Annotated in this window: 23 protein-coding genes; 14 read left to right on the top strand and 9 right to left on the bottom strand. The window is 47.9% G+C overall.

Features of this window, described 5'->3' with window-relative positions:
- Positions 1–58: 58 nt before the first annotated feature.
- The 3 genes from KME11_16800 (at position 59) to KME11_16790 (ending at position 1,593) form a co-directional block, all read left to right on the top strand.
- Positions 59–433, top strand: coding sequence for a DUF433 domain-containing protein (locus KME11_16800; protein MBW4516871.1), 375 nt, complete (start codon positions 59–61; stop codon positions 431–433).
- Complete coding sequence (locus tag KME11_16795; GenBank protein MBW4516870.1) at positions 387–701, top strand: hypothetical protein; 315 nt, start codon at positions 387–389, stop codon at positions 699–701. The genes KME11_16800 and KME11_16795 overlap by 47 nt, the downstream gene beginning before the upstream one ends.
- Positions 702–1,251: 550 nt before the next feature.
- Positions 1,252–1,593 carry a hypothetical protein gene (locus KME11_16790; GenBank protein ID MBW4516869.1) on the top strand — a complete coding sequence of 114 codons (342 nt, stop codon included), beginning with the start codon at positions 1,252–1,254 and terminating at the stop codon, positions 1,591–1,593.
- Positions 1,594–2,394: 801 nt separating this feature from the next.
- Here the strand turns inward: KME11_16790 and KME11_16785 are convergent.
- Positions 2,395–4,623 carry a DUF839 domain-containing protein gene (locus tag KME11_16785; GenBank protein MBW4516868.1) on the bottom strand — a complete coding sequence of 743 codons (2,229 nt, stop codon included), beginning with the start codon at positions 4,621–4,623 and terminating at the stop codon, positions 2,395–2,397.
- A 594-nt stretch (positions 4,624–5,217) separates the two neighbouring features.
- On the opposite strand from KME11_16785, the gene KME11_16780 reads away from it, so the two are divergent.
- The 7 genes from KME11_16780 to KME11_16750 all read left to right on the top strand — a co-directional run bounded on the left by KME11_16780 (position 5,218) and on the right by KME11_16750 (position 9,777).
- Positions 5,218–6,897, top strand: coding sequence for an AarF/ABC1/UbiB kinase family protein (locus tag KME11_16780; GenBank protein MBW4516867.1), 1,680 nt, complete (start codon positions 5,218–5,220; stop codon positions 6,895–6,897).
- Between the two features lie 38 nt (positions 6,898–6,935).
- Positions 6,936–7,301, top strand: a complete 366-nt coding sequence (locus KME11_16775) for a hypothetical protein (protein MBW4516866.1) — start codon at positions 6,936–6,938, stop codon at positions 7,299–7,301.
- Between the two features lie 55 nt (positions 7,302–7,356).
- On the top strand, positions 7,357–7,962 hold the full coding sequence (locus KME11_16770) for a Uma2 family endonuclease (protein ID MBW4516865.1): 606 nt from the start codon (positions 7,357–7,359) through the stop codon (positions 7,960–7,962).
- Positions 7,963–8,029: 67 nt separating this feature from the next.
- Entirely contained in the window at positions 8,030–8,305 is a 276-nt protein-coding gene (locus tag KME11_16765) for a DUF2442 domain-containing protein (GenBank protein MBW4516864.1), read from the top strand.
- 225 nt (positions 8,306–8,530) lie between these two features.
- Positions 8,531–9,220, top strand: a complete 690-nt coding sequence (locus KME11_16760; GenBank protein ID MBW4516863.1) for an IS1 family transposase — start codon at positions 8,531–8,533, stop codon at positions 9,218–9,220.
- 147 nt (positions 9,221–9,367) lie between these two features.
- Positions 9,368–9,571, top strand: a complete 204-nt coding sequence (locus tag KME11_16755; GenBank protein MBW4516862.1) for a type II toxin-antitoxin system HicB family antitoxin — start codon at positions 9,368–9,370, stop codon at positions 9,569–9,571.
- Positions 9,568–9,777, top strand: a complete 210-nt coding sequence (locus tag KME11_16750; GenBank protein MBW4516861.1) for a type II toxin-antitoxin system HicA family toxin — start codon at positions 9,568–9,570, stop codon at positions 9,775–9,777. Before KME11_16755 ends, KME11_16750 begins: the two co-directional genes overlap by 4 nt.
- Positions 9,778–9,980: 203 nt before the next feature.
- Here the strand turns inward: KME11_16750 and gcvP are convergent, their stop codons facing one another.
- Together gcvP and gcvH are read right to left on the bottom strand one after the other, a co-directional pair.
- Positions 9,981–12,956 (bottom strand): aminomethyl-transferring glycine dehydrogenase, encoded by a 2,976-nt coding sequence (gene gcvP / locus KME11_16745; GenBank protein MBW4516860.1) that lies wholly within the window; start codon positions 12,954–12,956, stop codon positions 9,981–9,983.
- Positions 12,957–13,104: 148 nt separating this feature from the next.
- The gene (gcvH, locus tag KME11_16740) at positions 13,105–13,494 is read right to left on the bottom strand and encodes a glycine cleavage system protein GcvH (GenBank protein MBW4516859.1); all 390 of its coding nucleotides are present in this window, start codon (positions 13,492–13,494) and stop codon (positions 13,105–13,107) included.
- Positions 13,495–13,867: 373 nt separating this feature from the next.
- Here gcvH and KME11_16735 point away from each other — a divergent pair, with 373 nt between their 5' ends.
- Complete coding sequence (locus tag KME11_16735; GenBank protein MBW4516858.1) at positions 13,868–14,071, top strand: hypothetical protein; 204 nt, start codon at positions 13,868–13,870, stop codon at positions 14,069–14,071.
- Between the two features lie 12 nt (positions 14,072–14,083).
- Entirely contained in the window at positions 14,084–14,734 is a 651-nt protein-coding gene (locus KME11_16730) for an ATP phosphoribosyltransferase (GenBank protein ID MBW4516857.1), read from the top strand.
- On the opposite strand, the gene hpsU is transcribed toward KME11_16730, so the two are convergent.
- The 4 genes from hpsU to KME11_16710 form a co-directional block, all read right to left on the bottom strand.
- The gene (hpsU, locus tag KME11_16725) at positions 14,728–15,333 is read right to left on the bottom strand and encodes a hormogonium polysaccharide biosynthesis acetyltransferase HpsU (protein MBW4516856.1); all 606 of its coding nucleotides are present in this window, start codon (positions 15,331–15,333) and stop codon (positions 14,728–14,730) included. The two genes, KME11_16730 and hpsU, sit on opposite strands and share 7 nt — an antisense overlap.
- A gap of 31 nt (positions 15,334–15,364) precedes the next feature.
- Positions 15,365–16,282 carry a glycosyltransferase family 2 protein gene (locus KME11_16720; protein ID MBW4516855.1) on the bottom strand — a complete coding sequence of 306 codons (918 nt, stop codon included), beginning with the start codon at positions 16,280–16,282 and terminating at the stop codon, positions 15,365–15,367.
- Positions 16,283–16,372: 90 nt separating this feature from the next.
- Positions 16,373–17,299: a glycosyltransferase gene (locus KME11_16715; protein MBW4516854.1), complete on the bottom strand. Its 927-nt coding sequence runs from the start codon at positions 17,297–17,299 to the stop codon at positions 16,373–16,375.
- Positions 17,300–17,394: 95 nt separating this feature from the next.
- Entirely contained in the window at positions 17,395–18,282 is an 888-nt protein-coding gene (locus KME11_16710; protein ID MBW4516853.1) for a hypothetical protein, read from the bottom strand.
- Positions 18,283–18,527: 245 nt separating this feature from the next.
- On the opposite strand from KME11_16710, the gene cobU reads away from it, so the two are divergent.
- Positions 18,528–19,091, top strand: coding sequence for a bifunctional adenosylcobinamide kinase/adenosylcobinamide-phosphate guanylyltransferase (cobU, locus tag KME11_16705; protein MBW4516852.1), 564 nt, complete (start codon positions 18,528–18,530; stop codon positions 19,089–19,091).
- Between the two features lie 102 nt (positions 19,092–19,193).
- Positions 19,194–19,622, top strand: coding sequence for a hypothetical protein (locus KME11_16700; protein MBW4516851.1), 429 nt, complete (start codon positions 19,194–19,196; stop codon positions 19,620–19,622).
- A 9-nt stretch (positions 19,623–19,631) separates the two neighbouring features.
- Here KME11_16700 and ftsE read toward each other — a convergent pair whose 3' ends face one another.
- Positions 19,632–20,402 (bottom strand): cell division ATP-binding protein FtsE, encoded by a 771-nt coding sequence (ftsE, locus tag KME11_16695; GenBank protein ID MBW4516850.1) that lies wholly within the window; start codon positions 20,400–20,402, stop codon positions 19,632–19,634.
- 235 nt (positions 20,403–20,637) lie between these two features.
- Positions 20,638–22,278: an MBL fold metallo-hydrolase gene (locus KME11_16690; protein ID MBW4516849.1), complete on the bottom strand. Its 1,641-nt coding sequence runs from the start codon at positions 22,276–22,278 to the stop codon at positions 20,638–20,640.
- Between the last annotated feature and the right edge of the window lie 33 nt (positions 22,279–22,311).

Here is a 22,311-nt window from a genome sequence, read left to right as displayed (position 1 = left end):
TAAAACTCTGCATCAGAGCATCAAGGTATTATGGAGACAGCTTTTAAGAGTGAAGCGTATGGTTTCAGTATCGAATGGGCAACTATCTATTATTCGTACAAAACGCGGATTAACGATCGCAGGTACCCACATCACGCTCTACGATGTTATGGATCATCTTGCAGCGGGATGGACACCCAAGCTAATTCTGAACTGGCTTCCTTTGACAGAAGAACAACTCAATGCAGCAATCTTCTACATCAATGCCAACCGCGCTGAGGTAGAAGCAGAATACCAAACTGTTTTACAAGCAACCCAAGAGATGCAGGAATACTGGGAAGACAAAAATCGAGAACGTTTGGCTCAAATTGCTAAGATGCCTCCAAAGTCAGGACAGGAAGAGAGTTATGCTAAACTCCAAGGCTGGAAAGCGAAGCTTGGACTGGCTGCATGATTATCTCTATGTCGTAGCCTCTGCAAAGGCGATCGCTCTCCCTCCCATGCCATTATCACTGCTCAACATTCAATTGCGCGCCTCTGCAATGCCATTGCGACCTAAAACAATGCCAATGTTCTCACTTTCAATACGATCGCGACTCGATACAATGCCATTGCAACTCGATACAATGCCATTGCAACTCGATACAATGCCATTGCAACTCGATACAATGCCATTGCAACTCGATACAATGCCATTGCAACTCGACACAATGCGATCGTGAAGCATTTCCTTTAAGAATCGGGCGTTGCTGAATAAAAGTACAAACAGCAAAATCCGCCCTTACCTAGAAGACTGGCTCAGCGATCAAAAATGTTTTTTCCCACAAGAGGCACGCATCATCATGCTGGCTATCCAGTTAACCGATCGCAATGTCAAACACTGGATCACGCGCAGGTAGTCATGGTCATTAAAGTCTTCATACCCTTGCACTAAACTGTACAACCGTTGCGCAGGTAAATTTCTCAAAGGATGCTGATCACAGTTCGAGTCTCGTTAATTAGTAAAACATTTAACCAGGACTTAACCAATCATTCAGTAATGCGATAGAACCGATTTACTCAGCAATCAAAATCATGCTTTGCCACAAGCAACTTCTGTATATTTCTTCATCTAATTGACGTTAAATTCATAAGACCTATCCCATGCTAATGACCTACCAATATTTGATTGACAGACCCACACCAGGAATGCTATCTGTTATTGCGTAAGTCTGCAAAAAAAGTTTGCTTGTCCAGAACAGCATTATTAAAAATTGGAGTTAGAAGAAATACATGAGCGAACTTACAGCAACAAATCTTGAGCGAATAGGAAACACAATTACTGTAATTGGTACGGCAGTTGATTGCGACATTGTTAGTGTAACTATTGTTTCTGCTCCATCAAGTCAAACCAAAGATGCAACTGTTGACTCAAGTGGAAATTGGAGAGTTATATTCTTAGACATTGACTTTCCTCAAGGCAACGCTTCTGAACATCAATGTGGCGTTGATACAAGAGTAGATGTTGACTGTAAAGACGATCCCTCATGTCCATCGCATCAAGCAAGTCTTCCAGTTGGGTGTAGCTTATTGTTTCCTGAGGTGGCGATCGAGAACGAACGAATCGACGATTAGACTTGTTGGGTAGAAAATATAGCCAATGCGTTGCAAGCCTTGTTGGTAAGGCACAATTTTAGGCGTTGCTGAATTGAAAGTATGAATCTGCTTAAAGCCCCCTCCCTCCTAGGAAGGAACCGGATTTGTAACTGCAATTCAGTAACATCCGATTCTATTAAAGAACGCCTCCGGTAAGCAGATTCATGCAGTCAGTTACTCTCAAGAAAATGGAGCAACAGATATTTATTACTTAGCTCAAAAAGAACAACCTAAGTAAGAGAGAAAGTAAAGCATGTCTGAAAAGTCTACAAAACCGCCCACCTCAGCTTAGCCATGCCTCTTACAGATAATCTGAATGTATTTCAGCAGCAAATCTGTGAGCGATATGCCTTAATTCCGCGTTCTGAAATACACTTAACCATTACTTTGTTTGGTGAAACGACTGCTCGGAAGCTTGTCAAACTAGCCGACTTACTTTTAGATAATCTTCCCTCATCTGCTATTTCCGAGCTTCGGGTAAGTAGTTTAGGCAGCGCATATCAAGTAGATGGAAAACCTATCTTGCTCAAGCAGGAAAAAATAGACGAGCTAAAACAATTTCCCCGTGTTCTTTGGATAGCTTTGGATGTCCCTGATGAACTTCCCACAACAATAAACAACAATGGGGCAACCCGCTCACCCAGCGCATTGCCCCATTGTCCCGTTTGGGAGAGGTATAGGAGACGCAACCGTCCCCTGCTAGGGAAATTTGAGGGGAAGCTCCTCAAGGCTCGGTTTCAACCAAGCCCAGTCCCCCTCACTCATCCATTCGCGAACCAACTAGCTCACAGTCCCCCCATCAGTCCGCCGAATCGCGACAACCGAAGGCTTCGGCGGCGTATTCGCCTGCTTCCCAGGCCAGTTCGACCCAATCGGCACCTCACGCGTTTGCATGAACTCTTTACCATCAGTAGTTCTCATCGCCACCTTACGGCTCTCAGCAGCCATACCTTTCCGCATCCCATTCGTCTCACCCGGATGCTGAGCCGCCATAAACAGCGTCTTCTGGTCAGACGCTAAGAATGGTCCAGTCATCTCCGCGTCCATAGGTCCAAAGCCAAATAGGTAAGCCTTTCCGGCATTAGCACCTGACATGGGCATATACCAAATGGAGTTGTTGCCATAAACTGCTCGCAGGTCAGACTGTTCAAGCGGCTTGCCGTCCTTGTCTATGCGCCCTGCTGGAAGAGGCTGGTTAATCTTAGCGCTCGACATATCCATGACCATCCAGAGGTTGCCCTTTTTGTCGAAGGCGAGGTTATCGGGGTTGGAGAAGCCCATACCCCCTTCAGCAGGTTCACCGCCAGTGGCAACCAAAGACCACTTGAAGGTCATGGCAGCAGAATCGTTCTCTATTTCATCAATGCGAACCACCCAACCGTGCTCCCAACTGGTTTCGCCGTTGGGACCTTTGAACACACGGGTATCGGGGCTGCCGTCGCTGCTGCTAGACGCACCAGAAGTAAAGGCAACGAACATACCGCCGTTAGGACTCATGTCGGTATCTTCAGGACGGGCAGTGCAAGTAGCTCCGGCAGCGTTAGCCGCATAGTGGGCATCAATTAAAATTGCGCCTTGCTTTTCTTCGGGTGTGCCTTGGTAAAGATCGCCTAGAGTTTTGAACTGTTGCTTGTAGGCTGCGATCGCCGCATCGTTTTCAACCCTAACGCTTCCCCCTGCCGCCCGATCGGGATTGGGCAGCGTGATCATTTTGCCTACATGCACACTGGGTAGGTCAGGATTGATCGGCGTGTCGGCTTGCAACGCAATCCAGCGACCCGTGCCATCGCCATTGAACTTTGCCGCGTAAAGCATTCCCGATTCCAGTAAGCGCGAGTTGAGTTTGTTCGTGATATCGGTTACGGTTTCAGTGCTGACAAACTTATAGACGTGACCGCCACGGCGATCGCACCCTGAATAAACCGCCAGTTTCCTGCCAGCAACCGCATTGACTGCCACGGCTTCATGACGGAACCTGCCTAGCCAAGTGTGCTTAGTACCGTAGTCGGCGGGGTTGGTGGGGTCAACTTCGACCATCCAGCCGTACTTGTTACCCGCCATTCCAAACACATTTCCTATACCCGCGATTTCTTCTGCGTCAATGGCAAAAGTCCTTTTGGAAGGATTCAGCGAAGTTCCATCAGAATTGACGTCTTCAGGCACATAGCTCTGGAAGTTTTCTTCGGCGCTGAAGGACGTGCCCCAAGGGGTAATGCCGCCCGCACAGTTGCTGAATGTGCCGACAATACGATCGCCCAATTTATCGATGTATCCAAGTCCTTGCGTCTTGCGGAAAATGGCGGTCGCAGGTCCTGTCGACTTAAGCAAACGGCTGGGATTATCTAGACCCGATATGCCGTTAATGCAGCGATCGTTGGTAGAGTAAGTTCGCGTCCACTTACCGTCTGTTTCCTGACGCACCGAGATCACAGAAATGCCCAAATCCGTCATCGCTTCTTTGCAAATCTCAAGGATTTTCGCCTTCATCGGATCGTTATTAGGCATAGCAGAAGCGTTGATGCCGTCTTTACCCGCTGCTTCTACCGCCGTCTTGACTTCGGCAACGGGCAGCGTTTTCCCGACCACTTGCTCAAAGGTTTCCAGCCAGGGAATAGCGCTGATATATTCGTGGTTAATAGTTAGATAACCTTGGTTGGGAGAGGTTTCGACAAAAGAAATATAGTCATTGTTGTAGCCAAAGCGAGAATCGCCTACGCGATCGCCCCAAGAAGCCACAATGTCATAGGTAAACCCCTCAGGCAGCACTAAATCATCTTGAACTGTAAACTGACCATAATCACTGAGTTGCTTTTCCAACGTTAAGCCATCGGTTTTGAGAGGCATCGTCCCCTTAATGGGGATGAACCCTAGTTCTGCAATACCCTGAACACCAGTAACTTCAGCCTGAAACGGTAGAGAAACAGAAGGATTTCTACTGCAAGAGTGTAGCGCCAGCGTTCCTGCACCTGCACCCAAAAAGATCAGGAAATGTCTACGATTGACTGCCATAGTGTCTCTTATTCTCTCTACTGAAGATTATTAATCTGCCTACGAACCCGGCTTAACATAAAGCCATAAAGATAAAATCGTTAATGGATCACACCTCACCCATAGTGAAAAACTATCAGTATCGGTTTAAGGAATGATAATCTCAACGTTAAGCATTTCAGGAAAGCACCCAGACACACTGTCTCTTTTGGATTCTTAGGCAGCACCTCTCCATCAATTCATATGTTTTAGCGATTATTTAGTTTACGTATTAGTAATGGTTATTTCTGGGAGGCTGAGATTACGATCGCCCAATCGTACAAATTTCCCTAAAACCTAGCTTCTATGGGATTATGACTATCAAAGATAAAAAAACACCAATTCTCTTAGAAAAAATAATAAACACTTCTTAATGTAACGATCGAATTAATTGTAGTTTTGTATACTGTAATTAAGCTATATGAACGGGCGATCAGGCTGAATAGTGACCGTCCGCATCCCTAAGCGATCTTCCTGATGAAAGTGAGTGATGCAATGGGGCATTAAGCGACGGATGAATTCACATTCCTGGTCAAAGAGGCATAAGAAACGGTGAGTCAGCAACAATTAAATCAGATGAAGCGTTACGATTCCGAGGCGATCGCCCGTTACTATCGCTTCCGTCCCTGGAAATCTGTAGGGCGTGCCCTCGGTATTGTGTGGTCATTTGCCTGGTTAATATTAAGTGTCCTATCCGACGATTGGTTTAAGCGGGCAGAAACCAACAAGCTGAAACGTGCGGCTCAACTCCGCCAGCTTTTAACTCGGTTAGGGCCAACCTTCATTAAAGTGGGGCAAGCCCTCTCGACTCGTCCTGACTTGATTCGCAAAGATTTTCTAGACGAACTGATTAAACTCCAAGACCAGTTGCCGCCTTTTTCAACAGCGATCGCTTTCAACATTATTGAGCAAGAACTCGATCGCAGCATTGATGAAGCCTTCAGCAAAATCTCACCTCAACCCGTTGCGGCTGCTAGTTTGGGGCAAGTTTACCAGGCAAGGCTGCACAGCGGCGAAGAAGTAGCCGTCAAAGTTCAGCGCCCTAACCTTCTGCCCACCATTACCCTTGACCTTTACCTCATGCGTTGGGGAGCAAGCTGGCTGGCTCCATGGCTACCGCTCAACCTGGGGCACGATCTAACGCTGATTGTTGATGAGTTTGGCTTAAAGCTGTTTGAAGAGATTGATTACCTCAATGAAGGTCGCAATGCTGAGCGCTTTGCCGCTAACTTTCAGAACGATCACCGGGTTAAAGTTCCCTCTATTTACTGGCGCTATTGCAGTCAGCATGTTTTAACGCTGGAATGGATCAACGGCTATAAGCTAACAGAGCTTCCTAAGCTGAAAGAATCTAGCTTAAACACTAACGCGATCGTCGAGATTGGCGTAACCTGTGGTCTTCAGCAGCTTCTAGAGTTTGGCTTTTTCCATGCCGATCCTCACCCCGGCAACCTGTTTGCCACCCCTGAGGGTCAAATGGCATACATTGACTTCGGCATGATGGATCAACTCGATCAAGCTGCTAAAGAAAGCCTTGTAGATGCCATTGTTCACTTAATTAATAAAGACTATCAAGATCTGGCAAATGACTTTATCAAGTTAGGCTTTTTAGCTCCAGGCACCGACATTCTGCCCATTGTTCCTGCATTAGAATCGGTTTTAGGGAATGCCTTGGGCGAGAGCGTTCAAGACTTTAACTTCAAAACTGTCACTGATCAATTCTCAGAGTTGATGTTTGATTATCCTTTCCGCATTCCTGCTAACTTTGCCCTGATCATTCGCTCTTTAGTAACACAAGAAGGTTTAGCGCTCACTCTCGATCCAAACTTTAAGATTGTCGATGTGGCATATCCTTACGTAGCAAGGCGGTTGCTGAACGGTGAGTCGCCCCAATTACGGCAGCGATTGCTGGAATTGTTATTTAAAGATGGCAAGTTTCAGTGGCACCGATTGGAGAACTTAATTGCGATCGCTCGTTCTGATACAAACTTCGATATTCTGCCCACTGCCCAACTCGGCTTACAATACCTCTTGTCGGAGGAAGGACAGATCTTGAGAAGGCAGCTAATTCTGGCGTTAATCGAAGACGATCGCCTTCACACTGAAGAAGTACAGCGCCTTTGGAAGTTAATTAAAGAAGACGTTAAGCCCGGTCGCTTGTTTAATGCTGCCTGGGGAGCGCTGACTGAACTCTCGGTTCAAAGAGCCGCAACTTTCATTCCAGCTATGTCTCTTTTTGCTTCCCCTAAACTTTAGCTTTTCCGAAAGCCTAACTTTTCATCAAGGAGTCACCTTTGTATTACGATCCACCCTACTTCCTACTTGTGGCTGGCTTGCTGGCAGGTATTACCTCTGGCTTAGCATTCGAGGCAACACTCAAACAGTCTGCGCAAGATTGGAAGCTTAATCGTTCGACCCGGACTTTGGCGAATCTTAAAGGCATGGCTCTCAGGCTACCCTTCCTAGGAATGTGTGGCGGAATTTGCGTATTTTTGGCATCAGGTGTTACCATTTTTGGGTTTACCACGTCGATTGGCTATGCCTTGGCGTTACCTATGACTGTTTTGATTGGGCTATTGGTTTGGGTGCAGTTAGGTAGCGTTCTTCGGCAGCTAGAGCAAGGCGGTTCAAAAGCGATCGACTTGGATGATATTCGGTAGGATGGGCACAGTGCCTATTAAAGTTTCTAGACAGCTATCTCTCCAAGCACTCTCCATGGCTTATACATCATCCAAGCTGCTCGCTTTCGAGGACTTCCTGACTCAATACGGCGACAATTCTCGCTACGAACTCATTGACGGGGAACTGCGCGACATGGAACCGACAGGGTCGCACGAATCTGTTTCTGGCAGCGTGGCAGGCAGAATTTATGCTGAGATTCTACGGGTTAACTTAAATTGGCTCATTCCCAAAAATTGTCTAATTCAGCCGCCTGCTGCTGAAGCCACAGCCCTTCGTCCTGATGTAATTGTGCTTGATGCAGCAAACCTTAAGCAAGAACCGCGCTGGCAAAAAGAACCCGTTATTTGCAATGGCAATACGATCAAGCTAGTAGTAGAAGTGGTGAGTACCAACTGGCAAGACGACTATGCTCGAAAAGTGGAGGAGTACGCACTATTGGGCATCCCAGAATATTGGATTATAGACTTTCGCGGTTTAGGGGGTTGGCAGTTTATCGGCAAGCCCAAACAACCGACCTTAACGCTTTGCCAATTAGTTAACGAAACCTATCAGCAGCAGCAATATCGCCTTGGAGAATCGATTCAATCTCAACTGCTGCCAAATCTGCAACTGATGCTGGATGACATTCAGCCTCCATAGTGGCGATCGCGCTTATAGTCAAGAGTTTCATAAGCTGCCACTTTTGAAATAATTGTGAGTTCTATTGATGAAACCCCCTAGGATTATTGCGGCTCGTGCTATCGGAAATAGCACTTTAGTCATTGAGTTTGACAATCAAGAAATCAAAGAATACGATATCTCCCAATTGTTCAGCAAGCCAATGTTTGCGCCGCTGCAAAATCCTGGTTTTTTCAAGAACTTTAGCCTTGAACCGGGTGGCTACGGGATTGTTTGGAATAAAGATGTGGATATTAGTGAGTATGAACTTTGGGTAAATGGGGGTGAGCATGACAGAGACTCGGCAGCTTGTGCAGAAGGTTAATGATGTAGTCTGAGCTAGTGATCTGATCTACCTTGACCTGGAAGTACTTAGTTTTATGGAGATTGTAAGCCTGAGAGATAGAAGCGATCGCCCCACAGTAGCATCACTTCTATCGCATGGGATGAAGGGCGATCGCTTTTCCTAGCAGCCCAGCGGAATGCACCGAAGTCATAAAGAAATAGGGCGTTGCTGGAAGAGTAATGCTCAATTTGGTAAAGTAGAAGGATGCAATGTCCTCAATGTCACTCCCCTCAAACTGCTAAAAATGGGCATCGTCGAGACAGACAATGCTACAAGTGCAAGCAGTGCGGTCGTCAGTTTCTCGAGTCCTACCGTCCTTGGCGCTACCCCGATGAGGTCAAGCAACTCTGCCTTAAGATGTCTCTCAACGGCATGGGATTGCGAGGGATCGAACGAGTCACCGAGATTCACCATACCACTGTGATGCACTGGATTCGAGCAGCAGGTCATCAACTGCGCGATGCTCCAGAAGCAGAAGAAATCCCAGAAGTCACTGACCTCGACGAACTACAAACCTTTGTGCGCAAAAAGCACAACAAACTGTGGATTTGGACAGCGGTGAATCATCAGCAACCTGGGATTTTAGCGTGGGTCATCGGAGACCGCAGTGCTAAAACGTTCCAGCACTTGTGGTCGATTGTCAAATGCTGGCAATGCTTCTTCTACGTCACTGATGGGTGGAAGATGTACCCGATGTTCATTGAAGAGGGCGACCAGATTGTCAGTAAGACTTATATGACTCGCGTGGAGGGAGAGAACACCCGCCTACGGCACTACTTAGCCCGGTTGTACCGCAAGACCTTGTGCTATTCCAAGTCGGTTGAGATGTTGAAATGTTCGCTCCGGTTGCTGCTTCACTACTTGAAGTATCGGACAGTTCCTCTGCCAGCTTAGTTCATTACTCTTTCAGCAACGCCTTCCCCTAAAGTTAAGAGGCTGATATTTCTGTGTTTACGGCTATTGAACAATGACTTAACTGCTTCACAGATACTGCAAGGGTCGCCCAAGTTGAAAAGCTTCCATCCGATCAACAAGAGGATTATGAAAATCAGAGCAATCATTCATCCCGCAGAAGAAGGTGGTTACTGGGCAGAGGTGCCTGCACTTCCTGGCTGCATTACTGAAGGGGACACGATGGAGGAAGTAACAGCTAACTTAAAGGACGCGATCGAAGGTTGGCTTGATGTTGCCAATAGTCGTAATGCAGTAGAATCAACGGCTCAAGTTGTCGAAATTGCAGTATGAAATCTATCTTTGGCAAGCGGCTGTGTAAGATTGTGGAGCAAAGAGGCTGGGTTTTACGAAGAATTACTGGCAGCCATCACATCTACGAAAACCCTGAAGTAGATAAGATCCTATCAATTCCTGTTCATCGTAATCAAGATCTGAAAGTTGGAACCTTGAAAGCCTTGGTGAAAATCGCCAACCTGTCTGAAGAAGATTTACTCTGATGCCCAACATGACCTCGCCAAATGTTGTCGCATTATACCCTCAGCTTCGACAACGCCTGACTAAACCAAATTAATCCTACAACCGTCAATGCGATCGCACTCCACATCACAACAGCGATCGCGTAATGCTGTAGCTCTACCTTAGTAAAATATTCAGCCTCTGACGATCGCCTTTGATCACAAGAGGCTAAGCACTCCAGAATCTACGCCTTGATATAAGCCTCCATTGGCAGACAAGAGCACACAAGATTGCGATCGCCATAGGCATTATCAACCCGTCCGACCGCTGCCCAAAACTTGTTTTCTCTTGTCCAAGGCGTTGGATAAGCCGCTCGCTGACGAGTGTAAGGACGATCCCATTCTTCAGTGAGCAAACTTGCTGCCGTGTGGGGTGCGTTCTTCAACAAGTTGTTCTGCTTGTCTACTAAACCTTGCTCAATTTCGCGGATTTCTTCGCGGATCGCAATCATGGCATCACAAAAGCGATCGAGTTCTTGCAAAGATTCGCTTTCAGTTGGCTCTACCATTACAGTTCCAGCAACAGGCCAGGAAACCGTGGGCGGATGGAAGCCGTAGTCAATCAGGCGTTTGGCAATATCATCTACTTCGATCGCTGCTGTTCTCTTAAACTCCCGCAAATCGAGAATGCACTCGTGCGCCACCAAATTCCCCTTCCCTTTATAAAGAATGGGGTAATGGTTCTCTAATCGTTTGGCAATGTAATTCGCATTGAGAATTGCCACCTGAGTTGCCTTTGTTAATCCGGCACTTCCCATCAGCGCAATATACACCCAAGAAATTGGCAGAATGCTACCACTGCCCCAAGGAGCCGATGAAACCGCCCCAATTCTCGGCGATCGCTCTCCCGTGCCATCCATATCGACTACTGAATGTCCTGGTAAGAACGGTACTAGATGAGCCTGGACACCAATTGGACCCATGCCTGGACCGCCGCCACCATGGGGAATGCAAAATGTTTTGTGGAGATTGAGATGACAAACATCTGCGCCAAAATCTGCCGGACGGCATAGCCCCACTTGAGCATTCATGTTGGCTCCATCCATGTAAACTTGTCCGCCGTTCGCATGAACGATCGCGCAAATCTCTTGAATGCCTTCCTCAAAAACTCCATGGGTGGAAGGATACGTAACCATTAGGGCAGAAAGATTATCCTTGTGTTTCTCGGCTTTAGCTTGTAAGTCAGCAATATCGATATTGCCATTGCGATCGCAAGCCACAGGCACAACCTTCATGCCTGCCATCACTGCACTTGCAGGATTAGTACCGTGGGCAGATTCAGGAATTAGACAGAGATTGCGATGCTCTTCACCACGCTGCTTGTGGTATTGACGAATTACCAATAAGCCCGTGTACTCGCCCTGTGAACCTGCATTAGGCTGAAGGGAAATTCCGGCAAACCCCGTAATCTCAGCCAGCCATTCTTCCAACTGCCGGAACATAATTTGGTAGCCTCGTGCTTGGTCTAAGGGCGCAAAGGGGTGAATTTGCCCAAACTCTGCCCAAGTCACCGGAATCATCTCGGAGGTGGCATTGAGTTTCATCGTGCAAGAGCCAAGCGGAATCATTGCCGTTGCCAAGGATAGATCCTTCATTTGCAACCGATACATATACCGCAGTAGTTCGGTTTCAGAGTGGTAGGTATTAAAAACAGGATGAGTTAAATAAGGCGTAGTCCGAGCCAGTTTTCCCCAATTATCCGACTGGCTAGCTGCTCGTAGCTGTCCATCCTCGCCGCCAAAAATTTTTAATAGATCAAACAAATCATCCGAGGTCGTCGTTTCATCTAACGAAATCCCGATCGCCCCGTCTCCAATAGCTCGTAGATTAATGCGCTTGGCGATCGCTCCTGCCATCATCTCCGCTTGCCGATCAGCGACTTCTACCCGCAGTGTGTCGAAAAACGGCGCATCACCCAACCTAAAGCCCAGTGCTTTCAATCCATTTGCCAACGTCACCGTTTGTTGATGAATCGTCTCAGCAATTTGTCTTAACCCACGCGCACCGTGATACACCGCATACATTCCAGCCATCACCGCCAACAAAACCTGCGCCGTACAAATATTACTGGTCGCTTTATCACGCCGAATATGTTGCTCACGAGTCTGGAGCGCCAAACGCAACGCAAGATGCCCTGACACATCTCTAGAAACACCCACTAACCTGCCAGGTAACTGTCGCTTATACGCTTCTTTAGTTGCAAAGTATGCTGCATGAGGTCCGCCATAGCCCAAGGGCACACCGAAGCGTTGAGTATTACCGACCGCGATATCTGCCCCAAATTCTCCGGGGGGCTTCAGCAAGGTTAGGCTCAGCAAGTCAGCCGCCACAGTCACCAATGCACCAGACTCATGCGCCTGTTCAATAAAGGCTTGATAGTCATAAATTGCTCCATCGGTGGCAGGATACTGCAACAGCACTCCAAAAACTGGTTGCTCGAAGGCAAAGGTACGGTGATCGCCCACAATCACCTCAATTCCAAGTGGAATCGCTCGCGTTTTGACAACATCAATGGTTTGAGGATGACAGGCTTCAGATATCCAAAATGCTTTGGATTCCCCTTTGTATTGCCCGTAGCTTAAAGTCATGGCTTCAGCGGCAGCGGTGCCTTCATCAAGCAGGGAGGCGTTGGCAATTTCTAGTCCAGTTAGGTCGGTTACCATCGTTTGGTAGTTGAGAAGAGCCTCCAAGCGTCCTTGAGAAATTTCGGGCTGGTAAGGAGTGTATTGGGTATACCAACCGGGGTTTTCCAAAATATTGCGTTGAATCACCGGGGGCGTAATGCAGTTGGAGTAGCCCATGCCAATGTAGGAACGGAAGATTTGATTTTGGGTGGCGATCGCTTTCAACCCTTGCAGAACTTCTCGCTCAGTCCGTCCCTCTCCTAGCTGTAATGGTCGTTGTAGTCGGATACCTGCTGGAACAGTCGCCTCCATCAAGCCTTGGAGCGACCCAAAACCCAGATAGGACAGCATATGTTGAATGTCATCTGCCTGGGGTCCAATATGCCTACGTCCAAAATCATGGACTTGCCAATCAGTAGCACCTATATTGGCGGAAATTGGTCTGGTATCTCCATTAGACAGAGCAACAAATGATTCTGAAATATCGACTGAATTTGAATCTGGGCTTTGGACAGAAACAGAGAACTCTGAAGTCATGGAGGAGCCTTGAATAGAGGTATCAGAACAGAGGGATTAAATAAGGTTTAACCATTTGCACAATATTTTGCAACGAAGTCTCTGCATATTTTCTGCATATTGATAGGGAATGCTTCCAGCGCGATCGCCTTAGCCATCCCTGCCGATGTTATTCCCCTTCTGTCAGTGCCCGGTACTCATCGGCAGACAGAGCATCGTCTAGTTCATCGCTGTCGTTGACGCGGATTTTTAACATCCAAGCTTCACCGTAGGGATCTTCAGCCAGTTGTTCTGGGGCTTCGATGACTGCATTATTGCGCTCGATCACGGTGCCAGAGAGAGGAGCTTTCAGGTCTTCAACGGCTTTGACTGATTCGACTGTACCGAAGGTTTCACCTTGAGCGATCGCCTCTCCCACGTCGGGCAACTCTAAAAATACAATGTCGCCCAGTTGATCAATGGCAAACGCCGAGATGCCAATGGTAGCAATTTCACCATCAAGGCGGGCATATTCGTGACTATCCAAATATTTCAAATCATCAGGATATTCCAGGGTCATAATAGATGTCTTTTTTCTAAACTGGGTGGGCAGGTGAACTCCACAAAATTAACTCAAAATGCGACTAATAGGTCAAGGAAAATAGTCCTGGGTTCGTAAGTATCCATTACTGGGCAAAGGGCTTGTTCGAGCGATCCCTTATTCTATGAACATGCAAAAATAATCATGTCACAATTGAGGAAAATACTATTCTTCCTACTACCGAGCAAGGCTTCGCCTGCATTCGTGTTTGTCAAATGTTGTCAAATGTTGTCAAATTACTACCGAAATATCTTGTTATTCCGGTTTAACAGCGATATGGGCAGTATCTACATTCTTGCCGACGAAAATATGGAAATCCTCATCTCTCGTGATGGTATTTGGAGATTTTTGAATGAAACCGAACTTTGAAATCATGCCTCGTCAAGATCTGATTGCCTATGTATTAGCCCATCGAGACGACAATGAAGCTTTTGAAATCTTGCTCAGTCGTCGTAGCCCCGATGCAGAAGCGACCTGGTACAACTTTCCAGACAACGAAGAAGGACATAAGCAAATGAATGAGGTGTTTCGTCGTAAGCTAAGTGGGGAGAATTAGAGACTATCAGGCATGATTACCGTTGCGCTTCCTAAAGGCGGGCTGCTGAAAGACAGCATCCGCTTATTCCAATCCATTGGCTTAGACTTTAGCGCCTTTTTAGATGATTCCAATCGCCAGCTAGAAATTTGGGACACTAACCACACTGCTAAAGCCCTGCTAGTGCGTAATTATGATGTGCCCGTGTACGTGGAATATGGTCAGGCACAGTTGGGAATCGTCGGTTACGACATTTTGCGAGAGAAACGACCCCAAGTTGCCCATCTCGTCGATTTGGGGTTTGGGCATTGTCGCTTGTCGGTGGCGGTCAAAGCTTCTAGCCCTTATCGCTCAGCGTTGGAGTTACCGCCCCATAGCCGAGTGGCTAGTAAGTTTGTGCAATGCGCCGGAGAGTTCTTCAACGAGCTAGATCTGCCTGTTGAAATTGTGCCGCTGTATGGCTCGGTAGAGTTAGGGCCGATTACAGGGATGTCAGAGGCGATCGTAGATTTAGTGGCATCGGGCAAAACCCTCAAAGAAAATAACTTGGTTGAAATCGATCGCCTATTTGAAAGTACGGCTCGGTTAATTGCTCATCCTCTCAGCTACCGAATTAACCGAGGTGAGGTGCAGGAGCGAATTGAGCAAATCCGGGCTTTAACCCTGGCTCACACTCCTCACTGAGCATAGGTTCGGAAATAACGAGGACGACAAGGACTGCCCCAGCATACCTGTTGATTGGGGATGTTAGAAAGGACATTGCTACGGGCACCAATGACGGCATTTGCCCCAATTTGAACACCGGGCGCAATGAAGCAATCTGCCGCTACCCAGGCTCCGTTGCCAATAGCGATCGCCGCTGTTTTTAACCCAAATGCTGGATCATGAAGATCATGGCTGCCAGTACACAGGTAGCTTTTCTGCGAAATAACGCAATGTTCTCCAATGGTAATTTTATCTAGGCTATACAGCACAACGTCATCGCCAATCCAGCTATAGTCGCCAATGTCAACTTTCCAAGGATAGGTAAAGCGTGCCGTTGGACGAATGCTAACCCCTTGACCAATGCGAGCGCCAAAGAGTCGGAGAAGAAATATCCGAGCGATATGGAAAGAGTGAGGTGTTAGAGGAAAAGCGATCGCTTGCACTAGCCACCACAGCAAAATATACCAACCCGATCGCCCTCGATCAAACCAAGACTGGTCATAGCAACGCAAATCAACCTGAGCAGGTTCATCCTGTCTTAGCAAAAGTTCGGTAGACGGTTGAGGCGATTCTGGCATCCAATTAATCCAATGCTCACTGTTCATGCTCCTATCCTTCTCCGCTAACTTGAGGAACAGACGAACCCAGGGGAGGCGTTTTGTTTAACCGTCCGCCATACTGCAACTCATAAAGCTTGACTCCAATCTGGTACTCATACTGACTCAGAAGCTGAGCATAAATCAGCCCTGCCTTGCCATCTAAAAATCCTAGGCGAATAAAATACGCCAAAATAAACCTCAGGAATGGCTTGAACGGTAACCGGATCCAAATTCGTTTCAAGAAGCGTTTTCGCTGCACAGAATCGCCAAATAAATTGGCACCAATCGTTCCGCCTTCTTCCATGCCCATCAGTAAGTTGTAGTAAACTCGGGCTTCCCAGTTAGAATAGCGATTGTGACGCTCTAGCCAATGAAACATGTCTTTAAAGTCAATGTGCAACATGTCGCTTTGCAAGTAGCCAACTTTTCCTTTCAAAACCACATGTTCATGAACTTCGTTGTCTCCTGTATTGCGAATTTCTTCAGTGTTAAGGTTTTCGTAGCGTCCTTTAGCATGGCGAAATAGGCGCAGGTTCCAGTCAGGGTACTTGCCCCCAAACCGAATCCATTTGCCTAAAAAGAACACCTTGCGGTTGAGGTAATAGCCATCGCAGTCAGGATTTTGAATCGCTTTTTCAATTTCGCTCCACAATTCTGGAGTAATGCGCTCATCGCAATCTACAATCAGCACCCATTCATTGCGGAAGGGCAAATTTTCTAAAGACCAGTTTTTCTTTTTAGGCCAGCGTCCATTGAACTGGAACTGCACGACTTGCGCCCCATAGCTTTCAGAAATTTCAACAGAACGATCGCTACTCTGGGAATCGACTACAAACACTTCATCGGCGATCGCTACACTTGCCAGGCAAGCCGACAAATTTTCTTGCTCATTTTTGGCAGGAATCAAAACAGACACAGGAAGTTTCATAAGAAAAGAATAAGAAGGACAAAAACCAATCCCAAAACCCGCTACCTAGATCCCATCAGAGCAACGTCTCTGGACATATCCTCTAAAAACTTACTTATTTCTAGAGAATATTCCTTGAATCGCTGCTTTCAGGTACCCGACTTGTCCATAGGCATAGGCAAAATCATCAAAGCTCTGAGCCGGATCGTGCCAATGAATGAGCGATCGGTAGAGCCCACGCAAGAACTTTTCGCTGCCACGGGGCAACTGTCCTACCCCTGCCCGACCCGCCAACTGTTCGCGGTAGCACTCACTCATTCCTTGCCACCAACCCCGGTGCAGAAACCACTGCCGCCGAACCCTTTCGGGTGCAACGTTATGGGCAACCAAAGCCGTAGGTAGATAAGCAACCTGCCATCCGAGTTCCAGTGCTCGCTCTGTCATGACAAGCTCTTCGTTCGATAGAAGATTCTTGCCTACCCGTCCCAAATTCACATCGAAACCGCCAATCTGCTTTAAGAAGCTTTGACGAACCGAGTAGTTCAAGCCTCGAGGGGTCAGACCTGGGCGATCGATATAAACGATCGCATCGCCCAGGTCATAAGCTCCCAAATTTCCAGCTAAACCTGAGGAAAGCCAGCGAGGTGGCTCCATGCCTTCTGCCCAAAGCAAGGTCACCTTCCCGCCTGCGATCGCCAACTTTTCATTAGTTTGATAAGCATCATGCAAAACTTGTAGCCACTGGGGGCTAGCGACTGCATCATCATCCAAGTAAGCCAAAATTGGGCTGAGCGCTTGCTTTGCGCCCGTGTTTCGTGCCACCGACAGTCCTAGAACAGACTCATGGACATAGCGCAGCCGAGGATGGGACAACCGTGCCTCAATGACCTCACGAGTGCGATCGCTGGAGGCATTGTCCACTACAATAACTTCGTATTCTTCGGTGAAATCTTGGCTGAGCAAGCTATCGATAGCTGCTCCCAGATATTGCGCACGGTTATGGGTGCAAATAATTGCAGAAATCTGCGGATCGGGCATAAGTTTAAGCCTTGCAGACGAATCAGCTAGCCCCTAGAATGCCCAGGATAACTAGTTCGCTAACGACACCTGCCCTGATCACTGAGGCGCTTTGGCTAAGATTTTTGGATCTGTCCACTGAGACCAGTAAGACTCTGAATGAGTTGGTTGAGGCGGTTTTCTAGCGTCTGCTTTTGGCTTAAAAGAATGCGAAGCTTTTGGTAACGGGCGATCGCCAAGCTGACATAGGGAACTTGCTGAGTTGGGCAAGAACGGCTCCAAAGCCGACCATCAGCATCTAAACCACAGAGGCGATACGCAGTACAAGATGATTCTTCAGTAGGTTGAGTGGAAGTAGGTTGAGTAGAAGGTTGTAGCTGACTTTGCGTTGCCTGACTTTGTGGCACTTGATTGGAGTGGCAAATGGCTTCGACGTAATCCATCAACCGATCCACTTCTCCATAACGCAATGTTGCTGTAGCCGCCGGGGATGCACTTGTCTGGGACTGAACATGGCTTGCCTGTGACTCTAGCCAACCCTCTACAATCGGACCGTCTGCATATACTGCTTGAATTTGCAGAATGATTTGCTCTAGCTCTAATTGCCAGGTTACAACCGTCGTTTCAATGTCTTTTAGCAGACTCATTGCCAGATTAGGGTTGGTTGCGTGGCGATGATGACTCACACTGACAGCTTTTGCATGAGGTAACGCGAGGGGTGAAGTCAGTTGAACTGGAAAAGGTTGTACCCTTTCAGGCGAAGACGCGCTTACAGCAGAAAGGGCAACACCACCGTCGGGCGCTCCGGGTGGTACTGCCTGAGGCTCAGGATAGGGCTGAGAGGGAGAGGTTGAGGGTTGGGAAAAGGAAGTTGAAATCTTCTGAGGCGTAGAGGCGGCAATTGGATGAGTAACCATGCTAGAAGCGGTAGAGGTAGATGGTTCATCACTCTGAATATTAAGTTGCTCTAGCATTGCCCCAATCCGTTGCAATCCAAATTTCATAGTTGCCTCGTTCCAGAAGTATCAAGTTTTAGAGCAGTTGGTACGTTAGTAACATATAGCCTTACCCGAAAATGAGGGCACGGACACACTGTATTTCTACCGTTTACGCTTAATGCTGAGCATAGAACTCTCGTAACAACACGGTTTACAGTTAAATTCTAAGTTAAAACTTCTTTGGAGGAAGGCTCGACCCAAAAAATTTAGGTCATCTTAGCGACAAGTACTGATTACGCCAAAGTTTCTTCATGAATGTCTACTCAAATCAGAAAAACTACATCATTTTGGTTACGGGCTCTTGTCGATCGGGCAAAAGTGAGTGGGCTGAAGGACTAGCGACTCAATCGGGAAAGGCTGTGAGCTATGTAGCAACGGCTCAGACTGACCCAGATGACTCAGAGTGGCAAAACCGAATTGCCTTGCATCAGCAGCGTCGTCCAGCCCATTGGAAAACTTTGGCAATCCCTGTGGAGGTGGCTGTCACAATTCAATCGGCAGAAGCTTCTGAGTGCTTGTTGGTAGATTCGCTAGGGACTTGGGTCGCAAATTGCTTGGAGCAGGATGAATCCGCCTGGCAACAAACAGTTCAGAATTTATTAATAAGCTTAGAGCAAACGTCTGGCTCAATTATTTTGGTGGCGGAAGAAACAGGCTGGGGCGTTGTGCCTGCTTACCCAATGGGACGATTATTTCGCGATCGCTTGGGTCATCTTACTCGCCAAGTCGGAGCGATCGCTGATACAGTTTATCTCGTGACCGCAGGCTACGCTTTAAATCTAACCCAACTCGGAACTCCCTTAGGAAGACAGTAAGATCTTAAGCTTTACTACGGATTTTAAAGGGTAGAGCAAATGCAGATTCTTTAGTATTAGTAAAAGCGACAGCATCGGATTTCGATCGCCCAATTGGAGACTATGGCTTCTACAGATCAGGTTAAGCAGTATCTTGCGTTCTGGTTTCAGTTAGGTAAGGGCTTGATTATCAAAAACAGGCAAGACTTGCAATTACCTAAACCAGTGATTCAGGGCGATCGCTACAGTTCAGCGTTTGAGGCGTGCTGGCAGAGCGTGATGCAGTCTCATGGCAAAAACTGTTACCTGGAAGGAACAGATCAAACGATTGAGCAATTACTTTCCTCTGAGTGGGACGTTGCTGCCTGCGCCCGCTGCGAAATGCCTATCCCTATCCTTAGCATTGGGGTGCGATCGCCAGGTTGTCCCTGTGAAGACATGCCTCTGTGGCCCAACCCAGAACTGCCAATGCCCCGAATGCCTGTTGACTCGCAGGCGCAGTTGCAGAAAATTCGCGATCGGCTTGCCCAGTTGAACTCAAAAGATTCTTAGTGCAAAAAGTCAGCCCTTAGCCCGAAACAGCTTGCCATTACGAATTTGCATTACTGGATGCTCAGACATCTTTACAAGCTGCTCATCGTGCGTGGTCACAATGACTGTGATGCCAATAGAATTAAGCTTTTGCAAAATTTTAATAACCTGCCAGGAATTGTCAGGGTCAAGGTTTCCGGTTGGCTCATCAGCAAGCAAAATGGGCGGCGTGTTCACCACTGCTCGTGCAATACTGACCCGTTGCTGCTCTCCACCCGACAACTGCTCTGGAAAACAATCGGCTTTTTCCTGCAAGCCCACCATTTTTAGGGTTGGCAACAAACGACGCTGAACTTCTTTGCGGGTAAACCCCTGCGCCCACAGCACGATCGCCACATTTTCAGAAACGGTGCGTCGAGGGATCAGCTTATAATCTTGAAAAACAACCCCAATTTGACGGCGGAGCTTAGAAAGCTCGTTGCCTCGCAGATTGGTCAAGCCAACAGTGTTTACAAATACTTCGCCTTGAGTGGAGCGTTCTTCGCCGTAAAGCAGCTTTAAGAGCGTTGATTTGCCAGAGCCGGAAGCTCCGGTAATAAACAAAAAATCACCTTTGCGAATTTGCAAGTTGACATCGAGCAAGGCTGGACATCCATTGTCATAAATCTTGGTGACTTGCTGTAGCCGCACTATCACAGCGGGCGCGGGCTGGCGTGGAGTAGCGGCTGAGGATGGTGTGGAAGCAGAAGATGGGGCAGCCCGAGACGGAGTAGGCGGGCGATCGGTCGTCACTGGAGCCATAATATTTAAGTCAGATATTGTCTGCACGAAAGGTCTGCGGAGCAGGCATGTTCAGGCTTCACTGCAAAGGGACTAGCCTGAATTTAAGCATGAAAATTTGACTTTGAGGCTAGTATTTCTAACGAGTCTGGTGAGCCAATATAAAGATCAATTAAAGGACTCCTTGTCCAAGTCTTTCCCTTTGCTTGCCCTTTTATTGCCTGAACTTCTGAGTTAAATTTTGCCAAAAAATTGGCTAAGCTTCGGGCTGAACCCATTGCGCTGCTTCAAACACAGGACAATATCCATCAGGAGTGACTTTGAACCCAAACAGCGGCGAAGCCTGATTCCAGCAGCGTTGACTACGGCAATGAACGCAATTTTCGCAGCATTCCACATCTGTTTGCACCCCCATATCCTGATTTTTCCTCAGTAATTCCCGCTGAGTCATGCCCCGTAATACCAGTTCCTCGCCCTGCCACCGAACCTCAACAATCCCTGTGTCTGCCAGGTTTTGCCAACGAGGATCAGCAGTGACCGTATCGGGGAGGGAAATGAGAATGCCAGGTTGCTCGGTCAGTTCGCCCTCATAGTGAGTTTCAGGGGGAGCAGGCTGAAGGAAAGTTTCGCCAATGGGAAGCTTAACATTAATGCCAGCCGCAGGAGTATGGAGATGGTAGCGATTGTGGAGTTCTTCGAGGCTGGAGAGGTCGTTGAGATAGGCGGGAGCGCCGTGTATAAATACGACGTGTTGAGGGCGAAGATTGTGAATCAGTTGGGTGGTGCCAGAGCAGTCGCAGTGGTCTGCTAAGAGATAGGACTCAAGCGTGATGCGTCCGGCTAGAATCGCAGATTGGAGTGTCGGCGAATTTTGTAGGGTTTGGCTGAAGGTAGATTCCTCAGAACCCATCTGACTGGGCTGATGAGGAACCAAGATCAGCCAGGATTGGGCATCCTTCTCTGCCAGTAAATATTGGCTTAGATCTTTATCTTTGTCGGTCAAAATAATGCAAGGTGATGGCACAGTTGCATTGGGCGGTAAGCGACGGACGCGAGGGCGAATGCGTTCATCCCAAAATAGGGGCTGGTGGCGAGCAAAGTTTTGGACAGAACTGGGGAAGTGGGGCAGCATTTCGAGGTAGGCATCACAGCCAAGAGCCACACTACCATCAACCCAGATGTCTAGATCTTGTCCCGTAAAGTGGTGGTGACTCCGGAGTAGCATTAAGAGTTCCTGTCCCAGTCCTAAGGTAGGGGTGGGCAGGAGGATGGATTGACGATCGCCCATTGCCCGACTAATTCGTTCGGCAAGCTGGTTTTCTTGCTGTTTACGATGGGGATAGCGGGCAGTGCCATAGCTCCCTTCTACTATCAAGACATCAGGTCTTAGTCCACGCACCTCCTCTAACGGCAACCCATCGACTAAGCGAGAATTGGAAAGCAGAAAGTCTCCGGTGTAGAACAGGCTGTAAGTGCGGAGGGCAGTTTTGTAGGTGAGAAAAATAGCAGCAGCGCCGGGAAGATGCCCGGCAGGATATAGCTCAACCGTGAGTCCGTCCTTAAACTCAATGGGCGATCGCCAGGGCAGCGCCTGACAGAAGAGTGGAACCTCTTCGTTAAGCCAATTCAGCGGCAGAAGTTGAGCCGTTACCTCACTGGCACAAATGGGCAACTGTGGAAACGCTCGGTTCAACGCCAGTAACCCTCTAGCATGGTCAGAGTGGGCATGGCTACACAGCACTAAATCAACCGATCGCAAAAGCTCTCGGTCTGACATCCAAGCCGGATCGCTCAGCCCGCAGTCTAGGAGAACCCGGTAAGGGCCCATGCGGATCAGTAAGCAAACTCCTTCCTGCGCGCTACCAACGCTGTACGGAAAGCATTCAAGTTGATCCATGCCATGCCCCTAGTGAGCAGAGCCATTGCCATG

This window comes from Timaviella obliquedivisa GSE-PSE-MK23-08B (genome assembly GCA_019358855.1).
Taxonomy (GTDB): domain Bacteria; phylum Cyanobacteriota; class Cyanobacteriia; order Elainellales; family Elainellaceae; genus Timaviella; species Timaviella obliquedivisa.
Note: the sequence above shows the minus strand (reverse complement) of the source record. Positions and strands in the feature narration are given on the sequence as shown.

Coding starts and splice junctions, on each gene's coding strand:
- KME11_16770 (MBW4516865.1), top strand. CDS start 7,357: ATGGCTTATACATCATCCAAGCTGCTCGCTTTCGAGGACTTCCTGACT.
- KME11_16730 (MBW4516857.1), top strand. CDS start 14,084: ATGATTACCGTTGCGCTTCCTAAAGGCGGGCTGCTGAAAGACAGCATC.
- KME11_16780 (MBW4516867.1), top strand. CDS start 5,218: ATGAAGCGTTACGATTCCGAGGCGATCGCCCGTTACTATCGCTTCCGT.
- KME11_16755 (MBW4516862.1), top strand. CDS start 9,368: ATGAAAATCAGAGCAATCATTCATCCCGCAGAAGAAGGTGGTTACTGG.
- KME11_16790 (MBW4516869.1), top strand. CDS start 1,252: ATGAGCGAACTTACAGCAACAAATCTTGAGCGAATAGGAAACACAATT.
- KME11_16720 (MBW4516855.1), bottom strand. CDS start 16,282: ATGAAACTTCCTGTGTCTGTTTTGATTCCTGCCAAAAATGAGCAAGAA.
- hpsU (MBW4516856.1), bottom strand. CDS start 15,333: ATGCCAGAATCGCCTCAACCGTCTACCGAACTTTTGCTAAGACAGGAT.
- KME11_16795 (MBW4516870.1), top strand. CDS start 387: ATGCTAAACTCCAAGGCTGGAAAGCGAAGCTTGGACTGGCTGCATGAT.
- KME11_16700 (MBW4516851.1), top strand. CDS start 19,194: ATGGCTTCTACAGATCAGGTTAAGCAGTATCTTGCGTTCTGGTTTCAG.
- KME11_16800 (MBW4516871.1), top strand. CDS start 59: ATGGTTTCAGTATCGAATGGGCAACTATCTATTATTCGTACAAAACGC.
- KME11_16690 (MBW4516849.1), bottom strand. CDS start 22,278: ATGGATCAACTTGAATGCTTTCCGTACAGCGTTGGTAGCGCGCAGGAA.
- KME11_16760 (MBW4516863.1), top strand. CDS start 8,531: ATGCAATGTCCTCAATGTCACTCCCCTCAAACTGCTAAAAATGGGCAT.
- cobU (MBW4516852.1), top strand. CDS start 18,528: ATGAATGTCTACTCAAATCAGAAAAACTACATCATTTTGGTTACGGGC.
- gcvP (MBW4516860.1), bottom strand. CDS start 12,956: ATGACTTCAGAGTTCTCTGTTTCTGTCCAAAGCCCAGATTCAAATTCA.
- KME11_16785 (MBW4516868.1), bottom strand. CDS start 4,623: ATGGCAGTCAATCGTAGACATTTCCTGATCTTTTTGGGTGCAGGTGCA.
- KME11_16750 (MBW4516861.1), top strand. CDS start 9,568: ATGAAATCTATCTTTGGCAAGCGGCTGTGTAAGATTGTGGAGCAAAGA.
- KME11_16710 (MBW4516853.1), bottom strand. CDS start 18,282: ATGAAATTTGGATTGCAACGGATTGGGGCAATGCTAGAGCAACTTAAT.
- KME11_16715 (MBW4516854.1), bottom strand. CDS start 17,299: ATGCCCGATCCGCAGATTTCTGCAATTATTTGCACCCATAACCGTGCG.
- KME11_16735 (MBW4516858.1), top strand. CDS start 13,868: ATGAAACCGAACTTTGAAATCATGCCTCGTCAAGATCTGATTGCCTAT.
- ftsE (MBW4516850.1), bottom strand. CDS start 20,402: ATGGCTCCAGTGACGACCGATCGCCCGCCTACTCCGTCTCGGGCTGCC.
- gcvH (MBW4516859.1), bottom strand. CDS start 13,494: ATGACCCTGGAATATCCTGATGATTTGAAATATTTGGATAGTCACGAA.
- KME11_16765 (MBW4516864.1), top strand. CDS start 8,030: ATGAAACCCCCTAGGATTATTGCGGCTCGTGCTATCGGAAATAGCACT.